14 protein-coding genes are annotated in these 15,088 nt (G+C 52.9%); 6 read left to right on the forward strand and 8 right to left on the reverse strand.

Annotation, left to right across the window (positions count from 1 at the left end):
* The coding region (locus tag PJE062_RS26515; protein ID WP_037036378.1) for a hypothetical protein at positions 1–735 on the reverse strand (735 nt) is incomplete at its 3' end.
* Between the two features lie 306 nt (positions 736–1,041).
* Here PJE062_RS26515 and PJE062_RS08165 point away from each other — a divergent pair.
* The 5 genes from PJE062_RS08165 (at position 1,042) to PJE062_RS08185 (ending at position 8,077) form a co-directional block, all read left to right on the forward strand.
* Positions 1,042–1,551: a DUF2867 domain-containing protein gene (locus tag PJE062_RS08165; protein ID WP_008548284.1), complete on the forward strand. Its 510-nt coding sequence runs from the start codon at positions 1,042–1,044 to the stop codon at positions 1,549–1,551.
* 345 nt (positions 1,552–1,896) lie between these two features.
* Complete coding sequence (locus PJE062_RS08170) at positions 1,897–3,954, forward strand: methyl-accepting chemotaxis protein (protein WP_008548406.1); 2,058 nt, start codon at positions 1,897–1,899, stop codon at positions 3,952–3,954.
* 192 nt (positions 3,955–4,146) lie between these two features.
* On the forward strand, positions 4,147–5,784 hold the full coding sequence (locus PJE062_RS08175; protein ID WP_208982218.1) for a DUF4173 domain-containing protein: 1,638 nt from the start codon (positions 4,147–4,149) through the stop codon (positions 5,782–5,784).
* 2 nt (positions 5,785–5,786) lie between these two features.
* Positions 5,787–6,488, forward strand: a complete 702-nt coding sequence (locus PJE062_RS08180) for a response regulator transcription factor (protein WP_008548378.1) — start codon at positions 5,787–5,789, stop codon at positions 6,486–6,488.
* Positions 6,485–8,077 carry a HAMP domain-containing sensor histidine kinase gene (locus PJE062_RS08185; RefSeq protein ID WP_008548359.1) on the forward strand — a complete coding sequence of 531 codons (1,593 nt, stop codon included), beginning with the start codon at positions 6,485–6,487 and terminating at the stop codon, positions 8,075–8,077. The genes PJE062_RS08180 and PJE062_RS08185 overlap by 4 nt, the downstream gene beginning before the upstream one ends.
* Before the next feature lie 421 nt (positions 8,078–8,498).
* On the opposite strand, the gene rsgA is transcribed toward PJE062_RS08185, so the two are convergent.
* The 7 genes from rsgA to secB all read right to left on the reverse strand — a co-directional run bounded on the left by rsgA (position 8,499) and on the right by secB (position 13,469).
* Positions 8,499–9,539 (reverse strand): ribosome small subunit-dependent GTPase A, encoded by a 1,041-nt coding sequence (gene rsgA / locus PJE062_RS08190; RefSeq protein WP_008548232.1) that lies wholly within the window; start codon positions 9,537–9,539, stop codon positions 8,499–8,501.
* A 239-nt stretch (positions 9,540–9,778) separates the two neighbouring features.
* A complete protein-coding gene (locus PJE062_RS08195; protein ID WP_008548438.1) occupies positions 9,779–10,579 on the reverse strand; it encodes a protein-L-isoaspartate O-methyltransferase in 801 nt (266 codons plus the stop codon).
* A gap of 182 nt (positions 10,580–10,761) precedes the next feature.
* Positions 10,762–11,274, reverse strand: coding sequence for a hypothetical protein (locus PJE062_RS08200; protein WP_008548312.1), 513 nt, complete (start codon positions 11,272–11,274; stop codon positions 10,762–10,764).
* Between the two features lie 61 nt (positions 11,275–11,335).
* The gene (locus PJE062_RS08205) at positions 11,336–11,824 is read right to left on the reverse strand and encodes a hypothetical protein (protein ID WP_008548804.1); all 489 of its coding nucleotides are present in this window, start codon (positions 11,822–11,824) and stop codon (positions 11,336–11,338) included.
* Positions 11,825–11,898: 74 nt separating this feature from the next.
* Complete coding sequence (locus PJE062_RS08210) at positions 11,899–12,333, reverse strand: hypothetical protein (RefSeq protein WP_008548622.1); 435 nt, start codon at positions 12,331–12,333, stop codon at positions 11,899–11,901.
* 11 nt (positions 12,334–12,344) lie between these two features.
* Complete coding sequence (locus PJE062_RS08215; protein WP_008548631.1) at positions 12,345–12,797, reverse strand: hypothetical protein; 453 nt, start codon at positions 12,795–12,797, stop codon at positions 12,345–12,347.
* A gap of 165 nt (positions 12,798–12,962) precedes the next feature.
* The gene (gene secB / locus PJE062_RS08220) at positions 12,963–13,469 is read right to left on the reverse strand and encodes a protein-export chaperone SecB (protein WP_008548640.1); all 507 of its coding nucleotides are present in this window, start codon (positions 13,467–13,469) and stop codon (positions 12,963–12,965) included.
* A gap of 232 nt (positions 13,470–13,701) precedes the next feature.
* Between secB and PJE062_RS08225 the strand changes: the two genes are divergently transcribed.
* A complete protein-coding gene (locus tag PJE062_RS08225) occupies positions 13,702–15,057 on the forward strand; it encodes an ActS/PrrB/RegB family redox-sensitive histidine kinase (RefSeq protein ID WP_008548595.1) in 1,356 nt (451 codons plus the stop codon).
* The last annotated feature ends 31 nt before the right edge of the window (positions 15,058–15,088 follow it).

Consider the following 15,088-nt stretch of genomic DNA (forward strand, 5'->3'; position numbering starts at 1 on the left):
CACAATCAGAACAGGAGTGTCGACTTGTGCGAGGATCTCCAGCTGATCTGATTTCAGCATACTGTTCCACCAGTTGTAGCCATGCCCACTCATGTTGAGTTCAAACGGCTCACTGGATGTCACCTGTTGCGCAAACCCTTTGAAACCCGCAGAAGCTTCTTTGAACGCTTCCTCAGGCATGCCGCTAGATTTCATGTTGTGCAGGATGTCATCAATGAAGTGACGCCCGCCACCATTCAGAGCAATGCTCGCAGTCACGAAATCAGCCTTCGCAGCAATCATGTTGGCAACCACAGCGCCCTCACTGCCACCCAGCAAAATCACGCGCTCATAAATGCCGCCTTCCTTCAACTGGCTGATCACCTTGATGTAATCCGCAGTCCGGCGTTCCGGCGAGTCATTCTCAATATAAGCCGCTGGGCAATCCGCACGCTCATCATTCCGATCCCAGGAGAGGTCGGAGGTGATGCCATACTTCTCAACCGTCAGCACATCCGCTTCCGGCAGAACCTGCGAGAACTCCTCGTTGATCAGCTTGTTATTGGCCACGCTGTTACAGTCGGAGCCCTGAGTAAGCACAAGAAGGTCTGTCGCGTTCTTCGGGCTTTGTGACTTCAGATAGATATCAATCTCGCTACCATCTTCTCGCAGCAGATAAAGACCGGACGCAGCAGCAGCCTGAGCGCTGAGAAGAACCGAACACCCCACAACAACTTTAAGCAATATAGATTTCATAAAATCCCCCAATGGCAAGCACATAGGCGCCCAAAGCAGCACAGAAAGGCGTCCACTCCTGAGGCTCACTCCCCAAAGTGATCTCAGAAGTTGGCGTGTTTGCCGTAAATTGATATTAGAAACACCGATGTGGTGCGCGAAAAAGTGTGTTGCAATCATAAGGCGAGAATATGGCGCAAAAAATATATTGTTGCAGGATTAGGCAAGCTAGCTGAAGCTATCTAATTCATTGCAAATAAACATATTTTAGTATAATCTAAATAATGTAGCGAAGGTCAGCTGCAGTATCATAAAGGAGCGTAAAACATGCCGGAAACCCTATCTCTCCCGGCCCCTCAATTGGTTGCCCCACGCGAAGAGCTGTACTTCTACCACGTCAACTCCTTGAAGATACAAGAACACCCAACCGCGTTTGAGGTCTACAACGCTCTGTTCAGCAAACGTTCTGCTTGGCTTGGCGCTGCATTTTGGGTGAGGGACCAGATCTCAGCTTTGGCAGGCGTTGCCAAAATCAAAGGCTTTGAAGGCAAACGAAAAACCACGCTGCCAGAGGTAGGTGAGAAGCTCGATTTCTTTCTGGTTGAGCACATTGAGGACCGCGAACTGGTGCTCACCTCAAGAGATAAACATCTCTCGGTCATGACCACGTTCAGCGTCGATGCAATTTCTGAAGGAGCGTTGGTGCGCATCACCTCTTCGGTCATCACACACAACTGGTTCGGTAAACTCTACATGCTGCCAGTCGGTCCCGCTCACAAGTTTATTGCGTGGAACATGCTACGTAACGTAAGTTCTAATTTCTCTGTTTCAAAGTAAAACGCTTAATCAGGATGTATATAGGTTCACGGGTCGAGTCTTCTCAGCGAATCTTTATTTATAAATAGAGCCTTGCGTCGGTTGGTTGCTGCTCTGGTTAATCATTTTACTGATATTTTTGATGTTTCTTTTCTAAAGAATATGCGAAATAACTAAAATTTTTTACCTGATTAACATCTCGACCTTATTTCCGGAAAACAAATTTCCGAACAAGGCTCTATCAGGAATGCAATGAGCACACGTTTTGGAATGCTGCCCGCATGCATGGAATCGGCCTCTTATCGTTAACTAGCCGTAAATAAACACGGGAAAATGCTTAGTTAGATTTCAGCGGACCAAATTATCATGTTTGCATATTTAGCTAAGCTCAAAATTGTTCATACCATCACACTGCTCTCAATTATTCCAAGCATTGCAGCCCTCGTTTTTCTCTATCAGCTCATCAAGGTCGACACCGAGGATGAGCAGAAACTGGCTGCCCTTTCGCAGCTCACGCGTCTTTCCGTCAAAATCGGCAGTCTGGTGCATGAGCAGCAGAAAGAGCGTGGCGCCACAGCCTTGTTCCTAGCCAGCAAAGGTCAGCAGTTTGAGGCTGACCTGAAAACCCAGCGCAAAGCAACGGACACCGCCCGCATCGACTACCTGCAATTCCTTGAGGGCTTTGACCTGTCCATCTACCAGCCAGCATTTGCTGCTGATCTGGAAGGCATCAATGCCGAGCTGCAAAAGACGCCCAGAATGCGCTCCAATGTTGATGCGTTGAATGTGCAGATGGCTGAAGCTGTTGCTTTCTACACCAGGCTGAACTCTGAAAAGCTCGACATCATCGGCTCCATGAGCGAACTCAGCCCCAATGCGGAAATTGTAGACCGCATCGTAAGCTACCACGCCTTCCTACTGACCAAAGAGCGGGCAGGGCTGGAGCGGGCTGTGGGCGCAGCAGGCTTTGCAAGCAATGCGTTTCCACCTGCCGCCCTGCAAAAGTTCCAACGTCTAATCGTTGAACAGAACGCCTTCACGCACATTTTCCAAACCTATGCCACGCCTGAGCTTTTCGCAGACTATGAGAAGCTGCAGAACGGTGCTGCCAACACCAAGCTGAACACCTATCGCGATATCGCACTGGGCGGCGAGGAAACAGCAACGGCGCTGGAAACCATCAGCGGCCCTGAATGGTTTGGAACCGCATCCCAAAAAATCAACCAGCTCAAGGCCTTGGAAAACACCATTGCTGCCAGTCTGATTGAAGATACTGAGCAACTGCAAGCAAGTGCCAACGGACGTCTCACCCTTCACATGAGCATCGCTGCCGTTGGCTTCCTGCTGGTGTTCCTGATGTCTTTCATCCTCATCAAATCTATCCAGCGCTCCTTCGCCAAGATCATTGAAGCCATGGAGCAACTTGCCAGCGGCAACCTGAACATCAAGCTGCCAAAGCCAGCGAAAAACGAAGTGGGCCAGATGATCAAGGCTGTCTCCGTCTTCCAGGAAAACATGATCCTCGCACGCGATCTGAAGAAGGAGCAGGACACCCAGCACGCCTCTCAGTTAGAGCGCGGTAAGTTCCTTGAAGGCCGTATTGCAGACTTTGAGCAGGCCGTTTCCTATGTGCTTGAAACCATGGGCCGCAACTCGCAGACCATGCAGTTGTCCTCTCAGGAAATGTCGAGCATCTCCGAGCTTACCAGTAACCAATCCAAGGCAGTCGCCTCAGCAGCGGAAGAAGCCTCGCGCAGCGTGCAATCCGTCGCCTCTGCCACAGAGGAGCTGGACTGCTCCGTCGCCGAAATCGGCAACCAGATGCAACACTGCAGAAAAGCAGCGTCTGAAGCGGTGGATCAGGTCCACAGCGCCAACTCCGATGCTGCAGAGTTGCGCAAAGCAGCGCAGAGCGTGGGAGATGTGGTCAGCATCATCACAGACATCGCTGAGCAAACCAATCTACTCGCCCTCAACGCCACCATAGAAGCTGCACGAGCTGGGGTGGCAGGCAAGGGCTTTGCGGTGGTTGCAAGTGAGGTGAAGTCTTTGGCTGAGCAAACCTCTCAGGCCACAGAACAAATCCGCAATGAGATTGCCGATATCCAGCGCGCTACAGAGGGATCTCTCACCGCAATGGAAGACATCGACAAGATCATCCGCGAGATCGACCAACGCGCCAGTGCCGTCTCCAGCGCCATCAACGAGCAAAAGTTCGCCACCCAGGAAATCGCCAGCAATGTCAGCGAGGTTGCCGGTGGCACAGCTGAGGTCACGGAGAACATCGCCAAGGTCAACGAAGCCGCCATCCAAACTGGCGTCACCTCCAAGCAAGTCCTCATCGCCTCTGAGGAGCTCCGTACCGAAGCCGATCACCTCCGCAACGAAATCGACCAGTTCCTCGGCGATATCAAAGCGGCCTAGGCTCGCCAAGTCCCAATAAAAACAGCAGTCAGCACACCTATGCAGGCTGCTTTCCCGTAGCAGCTCTCATCACCTGCACAGAAACTGCACAAATCTGCACGAGATCTCATCGGTTTTGCCCAACTGCCTGCAAGGGAGGTCGGTAGATCGTCGCCTGAGTTCATTCACTTAATGATTTCAGGGGCGAAATTGATGTTATCTAACTCTCGCATTCAGCCGGTGTCGTGGATGCCTGCAATGGGCATTCAGGCCCGGTTTCTTCTTGGTTTGGGTCTATGCCTGCTTGCTGACTATCTGTTTTTTGGTCACCGGGCTGAAATTGGCTTCAGCCTGTTCATTGTAGCTGTTGCCTTTGCAATCATGCTGCTGGGCGGACACCGGGTGAGCCCACGCCTTGCATGGATCACGACGCTGACGGTGATCATTGGCGTTGTGCCAAGTGTCCTCCAATGGGACTTTCTGAGTGGGCTGATCGCCATCCTCGCTCTGGCCATGTGTACTCTCATCATGAACCGACGCGTGAATGCCTTTGACTTGAAGATGGTCAAAACACTGCTCATCTTCCTGCGCCGCTGGCCGCTGGGTTTCATCAAAGACATGTTTACGCTCAGTCGTGTCAAACGACGCAAGCGGCCATTGTCCAACTACGCCAAACTGGCGTTCACCTGGTTTCTGCCCCTCACCCTGTTCCCGATTTTCCTGTACCTGTTCAGTTCTTCAAACCCTGTCATCGAGCAATGGCTGCTCAGCATCAACTTGGGCAAGCTCTTTGAAAAACTGAACATGGCCCGCATCGTGTTCTGGTCCATCATGTTTGCTCTGGTCTGGCCGTTCCTGCGCGTAAAATTCAGAAAAAAGCTGAAGAAAAAGAAGGCTGCTGACACCACTGTCAAAACACCGGAGCAGGAAACTGTTCAAGCCTATCGATCTGTCTTGGATGAAATCTTTGGCTACAAAGCTGTTGTCCGCTCGCTTGTGCTCTTCAACGGCCTCTTTGCCCTGCAAACAGTGCTGGATGCCTTCTACCTGTGGGGCTCTCAGGAACTCCCGGCAGGCACCACCTATGCCAACTACGCCCACAAAGGCGTCTACACCCTCATCATTGCCGCTCTGCTTGCCGCAGTCTTCGTGCTGTTCGCCAGCCGCTCCGGAGCCTCCACGGCCAAGTCCAAACTGGTGAAGGTGTTGTTGCTCGCATGGACCATCCAGACCGCTCTGCTCGTCGCCTCCTGCCTCGCACGCCTCGGCAATTATGTCGGCGTGTACTCAATGACTTACCTGCGCCTCTATGCACTGATCTGGGTGGTACTGGTGTTCATCGGCGTGCTCAGCATCGTTGCCAAACTGGCCTTGGGACGAAACAACGGCTGGCTCGTTCGTGTAAACATGCTCGCAGTTGTGGGGATCCTCTACACGCTCAGCCTCACAAACACAGCCGCATTGATCGCAGATTACAACGTGACCTATGCCGATAACTCCAAGTTTGACCATTGGTACCTGATCAGCTTAGGGCCACAGGCTATCCCGGCCATTGATGCAAAAATCCGAAGTGAGTTGGAGCGTGGTGTTCCAAATGACAACAGCAGACTGATTAAAATGCAGTCCTCTCGACGGTACATAGCCCTCCACGTTCGACTAGATGCAAGAGACTGGCGTCTATGGAGCCTCAGAAATCAGTTGCTGCTCAACTACCTGCAAGAGAACGAAGTCCCGACAAGACCGCAGTCTCCGGCAAAACCGCAGGCTCCGACACAACTGGAAACCCCGGCTAAGTTGCAAACCCCGGCCTCTGACAGTAGAACTCGTTATCGTGAAGATCCGGGCCTCTGAGAATGCAAAATATACTGGTAGTTGACGACGATGCGCACATTCGGGAAGTGATTACCTTCGCGATCGAAAAAGCCAACTACAACACCATCATTGCTGAAAATGGATTTGAGGCTGTTGCCTGCTTTAAGCAGCAGCCGGTGGACCTGATCATTCTGGACATCGGCATGCCGGAGATGGATGGCTTCGAAGTCTGCCGCGAGATCCGCAAGCACTCAGAAGTGCCGATCCTTTTCCTGTCCGCCCGCGATGAAGAGATTGACCGTATCCTCGGGCTGGAAATGGGGGGAGACGACTATGTCACCAAACCGTTCAGCCCGCGCGAGCTGGTCGCCCGCATCGGCGCAATCCTGAAACGCACCAATGGCCCAAAGATTACAGGAGAGGCCAAACCTTCCCAACTTCAGGCCGGAGGCGTACAGCTTGATCCTTCCTACCGCTCGGTCGCTTACAACGGTCAGCCCGTGGAACTGACATCCATCGAGTTCGAGATCCTGAAGCTGTTTCTGGACCGCCCACGCATGACGTTTTCCCGCGATAGGATCATCGATCTGGCATATCCGCCCAACATTCACGTCTCAGACCGGACAATCGACAGCCACATCCGCAATGTCCGCTCAAAGCTGACGACTGCAGGTGCGCCGAATCTGATTGAGACGGTGCACGCAGTCGGCTTCAGACTGGCGGCACTGCCGGTTCCCTCATGATTGCCACAGCAACAAAAAAGAAGTGGCGCCCGACGCTGGGCCTTGTGGTGGTTGCAGTGCTGCTCAGCGTGCTGCTGCTGCCACTCGCAATCATTCTGTTCTTCCGCATCTTCGAGCATCAGATCTTCCAGCAAACGGAAAACGCCTTGATTGCTCAAAGTGCTGTCCTGTCAGCCGTCATGTCGCAAATGGTGGAAGAGCAGGAGGAGATCAGCCTTGATGACCTCGTGAGTGCAGAACGCAGCGTGAGCGTGGAGAACGGCCCTTACACGCCGATAGCGCCGCGCAACTACCTCTTTTCCGCCAAAACCTACCCACGCCGAGCAAAGGCTCGTGAAGCCGCTGAAGCACCCAGTGAGGTGATGCTGAACATCGGCAGTCGCCTGTCTCCGCTGCTAATGGAAACACAGAAGGTCACACTGGCTGGCTTCCGTGTGCTTGATCACAAAGGCAACGTCATCGCTGGGCGCAGCGAAGTCGGTCTCTCCCTGAGGCACGTGGAGGAAGTGCAAACGGCACTCTCTGGCCACTATCGCAGTGTCCTGCGCGAGCGGATTTCGGATGAACCGGCGCCAGCGTTGACTTCACTAAGCCGCGGAACATCAACGCGCATCTTCTCTGCAATGCCGGTTCTGGTGCAGGGCAAGGTAGTTGGGGTGATCTACGCCTCCCGTACGCCCAGCAACACCATGCGCCAGCTCTTCAAGCAATGGCAGATCGTGGCCATCGCCGCTGCCTTCACATTGCTTGTGACAACCGCTATCGGCTTTGTGTTCCTGCGGGTTATCACTAAGCCAATCTATGAGTTGATCGACCGCACCCAGCGGATCAGCAGTGGCGATACACAGGCAATCGCGCCTTTGAAGCACAACGGCACACGTGAGTTTGCATCGCTGGCAGATAGCTTCCTTGCCATGGCCCGGAAAATCTCGGAGCGGGCAGACTACATCTCCACCTTCGCCTCTCACGCAGCACATGAGTTGAAATCGCCGGTCACAGCCACCAAAGGAGCAGTCGAACTCCTGCTGGAATCCGGGGACGACATGTCAAAGGACCAGCGCACCAGATTCCTGAACAACATTTTGCAGGATTCCAACCGCCTGTCTGCACTACTAGACCGCCTGCGCCATCTGGCTCGCGCGGACAATCCCAAATCCTCTGGTACCTTGCATCTTGGCGAACTGCTCGATCACCTGCAAAGTCACTATGAGCAGCTAGAGATAGATGTGGCCTGTGAGAGAGACCAGACCCTGCCGATCACTCTGGAAAATGCGGCGATCATTTTCTCCAACCTGCTGGAAAATGCAGTGAACCACGGGGCGAGCAAGCTCACCATCAAAGTCGAGGAAACACCGGAAACCCTGTTGTTTTACACCAGTGACAACGGCAGAGGCATTTCTGAGGGTAATGCAGGGAAGATCTTCGACCTGTTCTTTACCACCCAGCGGGCAGAGGGTGGCACAGGCATGGGCCTTGGCATCGTGCAATCCATGGTCAAATCACACTACGGTACCGTGTCTTATCTACCAGATAGAGCGGAAACCACATTCCTGGTTGAGCTGCCAAAGGCCACGGCAAACTCGGGATAAAACCGAATCTCTCAGCAGTCGGGCACTGCTTCGCGCGCAGCGCTTACCTCAAAAAAACTTTCCCTGCTGTTCTTTATAGAACAGCTCATTTCATTGAAACGCGCAACACTCGTTGAATGCAGCTGGAAAAACAAAGCTGCTTCGCCAACTGCGGTATTGCAGCACTGCATTTGGCTGAAAAAAGGTGAGCGTCACCACTTCGGTCAGACAGCATATCCACCGAGTGGGCAAACCTCCCGAGGTCCTTGAAGTTGCCTCAACACAACAACACTTCAAGGGCATATAGCCGACCTGCGAACTCTGCCAAAACCGCGGGTCGGCTCCCCTAATTCAGTTTGAGGGTTCTAGCTGGAAACCGGCAAACTGAGAAAACGGTAGCACCCCCACAAGCTGACGCTGTGGGCGGTGCTATTCAAAGGGGCTAGTAATCGCCCTTCAGGATACGATTGTCTGCCTGCACACGCTTGATCATCTTGGAGAAGCTCTTCAAACGGGAGCGGGATTGCGCAACGGTTTCGCTGTTGTACTGCTCCTCACGGGCCAGCTTCTTCCAGCGTTTAAGCCGTGAAGGGTCCAGTTCCCCTTCTTCAATCGCGGCCTGAATGGCACAACCCGGCTCACTCTCATGACTACAGTCCGAAAACCGGCAGTGCTCTGCAAGATCAACCAGATCCTGAAACACCGCAGCAACGCCCTCAGAAACATCGTAGAGCCGCAAAGCACGCATACCCGGCGTATCCATCAACCAACGCCCATCCCCAACAGGGGAGAGGCAGCGAGCCGTCGTGGTATGCCGGCCTTTCGCATCATCCTCACGAATGCCAGCTGTCTTGGCAGAAGAACCGCTCAAGCTGTTGAGGATGGTTGATTTGCCCACACCGGAAGAGCCCACCAATGCTGCGGTTTGCCCGGCCTTCCACCAGTCAAACAACGGCGTAATCTGCTCCGGATCGCGGGTATCAAGCGCGATCACCGGCAACAGCGGATCAATCTTCTGCACTTCCGCCTCAAACGCATAGGTGTCATCCACCAGATCAGCCTTCGTCAGCAGAACCACGGGCTGAATGCCAGCCTGCTGAGCCACGGCTAGATACCGCTCCAGCCGCGCGATGTTGAAGTCTTTGTTGCAGGAGGTGGTGATGAACAACACGTCCAGATTGGCAGCAATCAGCTGCGCACGGGCATCTTCACCCGCCGCGCGTCGTTCAACCAGCGTAAGCCGGTCCAGCGCACGAACAACTTGAGCGTGGGCGTCATAAACCACCCAGTCACCAACCGCATAATCGCCGGTTGAACCTTGGCCGGGAACACTCAGGGTGAACTCTCCCTGATGACCGATACCAATCATCTGGTTACGGTGAACCTGCGTCACGCGGGCAACAGGAAGAGTTTGCAGCTCATCATCCTGAAGCTGCATCATAAAATGAGCGGACCAACCCAGCTCAATCAATTTATGGGACATTTATCTGCCTGAAATAGAACAGCACCATAGGGTCGCCGTAGCCAACGCATACGGACCCCAAAGTGGGTCAGGCAGGTAAGGCGTGTTGCCTATTTAAACGAACCTGCCTGAAGCACCTTTATCACAATCATAATGCACCTCCTTTGGTTACGTTTCGGATCATCACGCTCATGCGCAACGGAAATGAGCTTAGCGAGATGGGGGAAGTTTGGCAAGCCGGATTACCAGCGGCATAAAAGCTAGGAATGAGATTTGGCCTCAATCGCCAGATGGATCATCTTCGCCACATCCAGCACTTTGTCATCCAATGCCTGCTCAACGAACTTGACGTCCACCGCGATGTCCGTCAGCTCGCCAAAGTCATTGGTGTAAGGATTGTTCTTGTAGTCCCGGCTGATCACAAAGGCACACGGTGCCCCAAGCTTCAGCTCGCAAACCTTCTTCTTCTTTTTCAGGCTGATGAAGAAACCGTGCCCCCAGTCATCAGTGAAGGGAAACACAATCTGCCCCCGCAGCTTGGTGTTGCGATAAAGCTCAGCAGGAACTGTAGTGGTGCCATAGCAAAGATAAGTTCGGTCCAGCGCAGCACCGTCATACACCGCATGGACATTCTTGATATCTGCTAGGTTCTCGTGACACTTGTCGTGCAACTTCTCATGGGGTTCATCGAAGTAAACCGAGCCCTCAGGCCCAACCACATGAGCGATAACAGCGGTGAAGTACCCGAGGCCAGAACCGGACTCAAAAACGCTCATCCCCGGTTTGAGGCCCGACCAGTTAAAAATCTGCGCCCAGAGTGAAGGCTGCCCGGTGTTGATGGAAGCCTCATGCACCAGCTCCACCAGCATGTCCTGATAGAGATCTGCAGCATCCTGCAAAATGGCGCGACGTCCATAGCCGGGCGTGGTTATGGCCACCTTCCAGGGAGGGGGGAACAGAAAGTCTTCTTTACGGATATTGGCAAACGCATCCATCAGCAATGCACGGTTCCCACCACGCAGGTTGTAGCAAACTTCTTGTGCGTATGCGTTTTCAGACATCGCAGAAAAACCGCTGCCTCAGGAAAGGAGATTGAGCATGTCTCATTTGGCCAGATACAACCAAATGCAAGCGTTCCGCTCAAATCAATTGTTAGAGCGCGACACGTGAAGGCCACGAACTCCGGGACAGACTAACTTTTCCCGAGAGCAATTGAAGACCAGTTGAAATGAGGGGCCAAACTTTAACTGAGCCTCATTGCGCGGAGCTGTTGGCGCCAGGACCGTCTTTTTTTTGATTTCGGCGTACGCCAGATCATCACCAGCGCATACAACGCAAACGGCAAATAGCCGGCCTTGGGAAGCCAGGGATGGGTGGCGACCAGCGCTTTAAGCTTCTCTGGCGTGACCAGATAAATGATCAGCATCCAATAAAGAACAACAGCGCCCCAGATGCAGAAATAGCGCATCAGGAAGCCAAACAAGTTGAGGCGTCTCGGCCATAAAAAGGCAGCCAGAACAAGGTACCCGCCAAGATGGATAGAGTTGCTGGCAAAGCTATCCTGAGCAGTGGCGTCAAACAGTTTGCTCACATACGGATAGGAGAGATAGAAGACAACAAAGCTGAGATACTTGCGTAAAAGACCAAAGCGCGTCAGCGGTATCAAATCTGGATCAAAGAGTTCCTGCTCTGAATGTTTATTGCTGTATTTCTTATAAAAGCTGATGGCTTTGTGTTGCATAAGTGCGCCGTGCATAAAACGATTTCTCGTTTATTCGCATAGAGATACCTCCGACGCAACCTGACGTCCACAGAGATCATGTAGTAGAGCTGTTCGCCTCATCCTTCGCTAGTGGTGCGCGCCAGATCATGATGCCAGCGTAGATGGCTGGGGGCAGATAAACTGCATGAATGATCCACGGGAAGGGCTGCAAAAAGGCGACAAACTCCTCGGTGGTCACTGTGTATGCAATCGGCACGAAGATCACTGCGCTGTACACCGCCGCAAAAAGAACGACCCCAAGATAGCGACCTATGAGCTCCAGCGCCTTCACCTCTCGCGGCCAGATGAAAACAGCAGCCACAACAAGCACGCATGCAACGGCATAGTTGAAGATCAACAAATCCCGCATGCTGGTGGCATAGCCACTCAGAAGGAAAGTAGAGGAGATGTAGAACAGCAGATAGCTCAGATACTTGCGGGTGACCCCAAGACGGGTGAGGGGCTTCGGAGTTTTCTTGTACGGATCCTTGCCATGATACTTTTTGTAGTATTTCCGATAGAAATTGGCGTCTTTGATCCGCATATCAGCCCCGTGTAACATCAGAATAAAGCGTATGTTGCACAGACCTGATCGAGGTGCAAATGCAGTTATAAGCACTACGGTTTCTGATAGAAATAAGAAGCGCAAAAGCCAGGTTGGCTTTCTAGCTCATCAGCGCTGTGAGGTGCTTCGTCACCGTCGAAGACATCAATCTCCAACTCCTCCTTACCTCGGTAGTTCAGCACGACGTACCCCACTTCTGTATGTGGCAAGCAAAACGTATTGTCGCGAAGTAGCTTGAGATCATTAGCATGAGTAAAGCGATAAAGATTAGGGACGTCACCTTTCACAGCTTCCAGCGGCAAAACGCTTCCAGTGCTCATGGTAATGGCTGTTGGAGATAACTCGATGTCGCCAGTAATGCTCATCGCGGTGTTACTCACTGCAATCCATTTCTCTCCAGCATCTTCAGCAAAAGCGAATGGGCTTGCCAGAAGGGAGAAACCCAAACACACAGAAGCAAAGCCTGCGCCTTTGTTCAATCGTGCCATGCTGAGTGCCCCTATGACTTGTTGTAGGTAAACGAGCCGCAGAAACCAGCTTGTTGGTCCACGCCCTTGCCAGCGACAGGTGGCACATCCCCGCCGAAGACGTCAATCACGAGAAAATCCGGCTGGGATCGATCAATGACCATGAAGCCTTTATCGACGCCCTTTTCGCAGAAGTATTTGCCTTCGGGCAGATTGAGCGAAGTAGCACCGCTGAAGGAGAACAGGTTCGGCGTATAGCCCTCAACACCGGTAATTGTCAGAACACCAGCATTCCCCATCTCGATTGTTCCGGGTGCCAGAATGATGTCGCCGGTAATCTGCTCTGCAGAGTAACTGTAAGCATGCCAGTCCTCAGGGCCAGCAATCTCTGGCTCCTCATCCTGGGCAAAGGAGCCAACAGGTGTCATCAAAAGGGCAGCAATGCCCAGTGCGCCAGCAATATTCAAAAATCTTGGATGCCGCATTTTTAAGTCTCTTGAGGCCTCTATCTTTTGACTGCGGCAATCCTAGGTGGCGAAACTAAACATCTTCCTAGATCGAAATGTCGAATTGCAGGCAAAACAAAAGCCACGCTGGAACCCAGCGTGGCTTTGTCAAAGTACCGACAGTTGGCCGGAAACTTAAAATTCTTAGTTTGGCTTTGCTTCGCCATTGTCGCCAGCAGGTGCCTGCTGTGCTGCTGCAGCCTGTGCCAGGTTCTGACGGTACAGAGCAGCAAAGTCGATTGGATCGAGCAGCAGTGGAGGGAAGCCGCCATTGCGTGTGGTGTCTGCAAGAATGTTGCGAGCAAACGGGAACAGCATGCGTGGGCACTCGATCAGGATGAACGGGTGCATATGCTCCTGAGGAACACCGGTGATCTGGAATACGCCACCGTAAACGAGTTCAACAGCAAACAGAACCTGCTCAGGAGTGTTCGCTTTTGCGTTCAGGGTAATAATTACTTCGAACTGGTCTTCGCCAATTGGGTTTGCACCAACGTTTACGTTGATGTCCAGCTTAGGCTGCTCACCTGGCTGAAGAGACTTCGGAGAATTTGGGTTTTCAAAGGACAGATCTTTAATGTACTGAGCCAGGATGTTCATACCTGGAGCAGCTGCTTCACCCTGTTCGCCAGCAGTATTAGCTTCACTCATATCGTTTTTCCCGTGTCGCAATAACAATCACTGGTACAACTCACTGTCACTCTTAAGTGTTTGTTTGCCGTACCTGCGCAACTAGATGGTTGGCTAGCATGCCCCAGAGGCGGATACAAGGCTATGCTAACATTTCAGCGGCAAAACAGCATAGTTCTGCCACATAACCCATTGGCAAGTGGATCACCTGTGATTTATGAAGGGCTTTTATGACGTATTGGAGCAAGATTAAATGATAAGCACACCGGAAGGACAGTCGCGACTGTTAGACCCGCAGATCAAGCTGGATACGCTTGTCCGTCTGCGTTGGTTGGCGGTAGCCGGACAAACTGTCTCTCTGTTGGTTGTGCACTACTTGCTCAACTTCCCGCTGCCAATTGGCTACAGCTACGTTCTGGTCGCCGCTTCGGCATGGCTCAATGTCATCCTGAAAATCCGCTGGCCATCCAGCACGCGCATCTCCAAAAACGCAGCAGCAGCACAGCTGGCCTACGATATCATCCAGCTCGGCGGCTTGTTCTACCTCACAGGTGGACTGGGCAACCCGTTCTGTTTCCTCATTCTGGCACCAGTTGTGGTCTCCGCGACCGCGCTGTCCTCCCGCAACACCATCATCCTTGGCGCGCTGGCTGGTGCAGTGGTAACGCTGCTCACCGCCTTCCATATGCCGCTGCCGTGGTACGATGGCACCCAGATCGATCTGCCACCGCTGTACCTTGTCGGCGTCTGGTTCTCGCTCATGTGCTCCATGTTCTTCATGGCCACATACTCCCTGCGCGTCGCAGAAGAAGCACGCCAGCTCTCCAACGCGCTGGCCGCCAGTGACATGGTTCTGGCTCACCAGAAGCACCTGTCCGCGCTGGATGGCCTTGCAACAGCCGCTGCGCACGAACTGGGAACCCCGCTGGGCACGATCTACCTGACGGCTAAAGAGCTCTCCACGGAGTTTGAAAAGGGCGACCCGCTGCGTGAAGATGCTGAACTGGTTTATTCTCAGGCTGCCCGCTGCCGTGAGATCCTGAAGAAGCTCACCAGCCTCTCCAGTGACGCCGATCAGGTGTTCCAGCGTATGCCGATCTCCTTGTTGCTCTCGGACGTCTCAGAGCCTCACAGAGGCCTCGGTATTGAAATCAAGGTCAACGCAGAAGGCACCGGACCGGAGCCTGTGGGTGTTCGTGATGCAGCCATCAGTTACGGCCTCGGCAACCTATTGGAAAACGCGGTAGACTTCGCAGAAACCACGGTTCTCTTTGAAGCAAAGTGGGATGAGAAGTTCGTCGAAATCTTCATCGTAGACGACGGCCCGGGCTTCGCACCGGAAGTTCTCGCTCGCATGGGGGAGCCATACGTCTCCAAACGCACCGCGCCTGCCATTACAGAGGATGGCGAAGAAGAGTTTGAAGATGAAGCAGAGCGCCAGTCTGGCGGCGGCCTTGGTCTTGGCTTCTTCATCGCCAAAACATTGCTGGAGCGCTCAGGTGGAAGAGTGAATTTTCATAATCGAAAAGATCCGGAGCACGGTGCTTTGGTCCATATTCGCTGGCTGCGTGAAACCATGGATCAGGGAGCACAAACTCCAGAATCCTGAGAGTAAATCTCTAGGTATCCTAGTAAAAATA

Origin of the sequence: Pseudovibrio sp. JE062 (genome assembly GCF_000156235.1) — a bacterium.
GTDB lineage: Bacteria > Pseudomonadota > Alphaproteobacteria > Rhizobiales > Stappiaceae > Pseudovibrio.

Excerpts from the sequence above, each read along its gene's own strand:
- PJE062_RS08180 (WP_008548378.1), top strand. The coding sequence starts at position 5,787 with ATGCAAAATATACTGGTAGTTGACGACGATGCGCACATTCGGGAAGTG.
- PJE062_RS08185 (WP_008548359.1), top strand. The coding sequence starts at position 6,485 with ATGATTGCCACAGCAACAAAAAAGAAGTGGCGCCCGACGCTGGGCCTT.
- secB (WP_008548640.1), bottom strand. The coding sequence starts at position 13,469 with ATGAGTGAAGCTAATACTGCTGGCGAACAGGGTGAAGCAGCTGCTCCA.
- PJE062_RS08195 (WP_008548438.1), bottom strand. The coding sequence starts at position 10,579 with ATGTCTGAAAACGCATACGCACAAGAAGTTTGCTACAACCTGCGTGGT.
- rsgA (WP_008548232.1), bottom strand. The coding sequence starts at position 9,539 with ATGTCCCATAAATTGATTGAGCTGGGTTGGTCCGCTCATTTTATGATG.
- PJE062_RS08225 (WP_008548595.1), top strand. The coding sequence starts at position 13,702 with ATGATAAGCACACCGGAAGGACAGTCGCGACTGTTAGACCCGCAGATC.
- PJE062_RS08210 (WP_008548622.1), bottom strand. The coding sequence starts at position 12,333 with ATGGCACGATTGAACAAAGGCGCAGGCTTTGCTTCTGTGTGTTTGGGT.
- PJE062_RS08165 (WP_008548284.1), top strand. The coding sequence starts at position 1,042 with ATGCCGGAAACCCTATCTCTCCCGGCCCCTCAATTGGTTGCCCCACGC.
- PJE062_RS08205 (WP_008548804.1), bottom strand. The coding sequence starts at position 11,824 with ATGCGGATCAAAGACGCCAATTTCTATCGGAAATACTACAAAAAGTAT.
- PJE062_RS08175 (WP_208982218.1), top strand. The coding sequence starts at position 4,147 with ATGTTATCTAACTCTCGCATTCAGCCGGTGTCGTGGATGCCTGCAATG.
- PJE062_RS08170 (WP_008548406.1), top strand. The coding sequence starts at position 1,897 with ATGTTTGCATATTTAGCTAAGCTCAAAATTGTTCATACCATCACACTG.
- PJE062_RS08215 (WP_008548631.1), bottom strand. The coding sequence starts at position 12,797 with ATGCGGCATCCAAGATTTTTGAATATTGCTGGCGCACTGGGCATTGCT.
- PJE062_RS08200 (WP_008548312.1), bottom strand. The coding sequence starts at position 11,274 with ATGCACGGCGCACTTATGCAACACAAAGCCATCAGCTTTTATAAGAAA.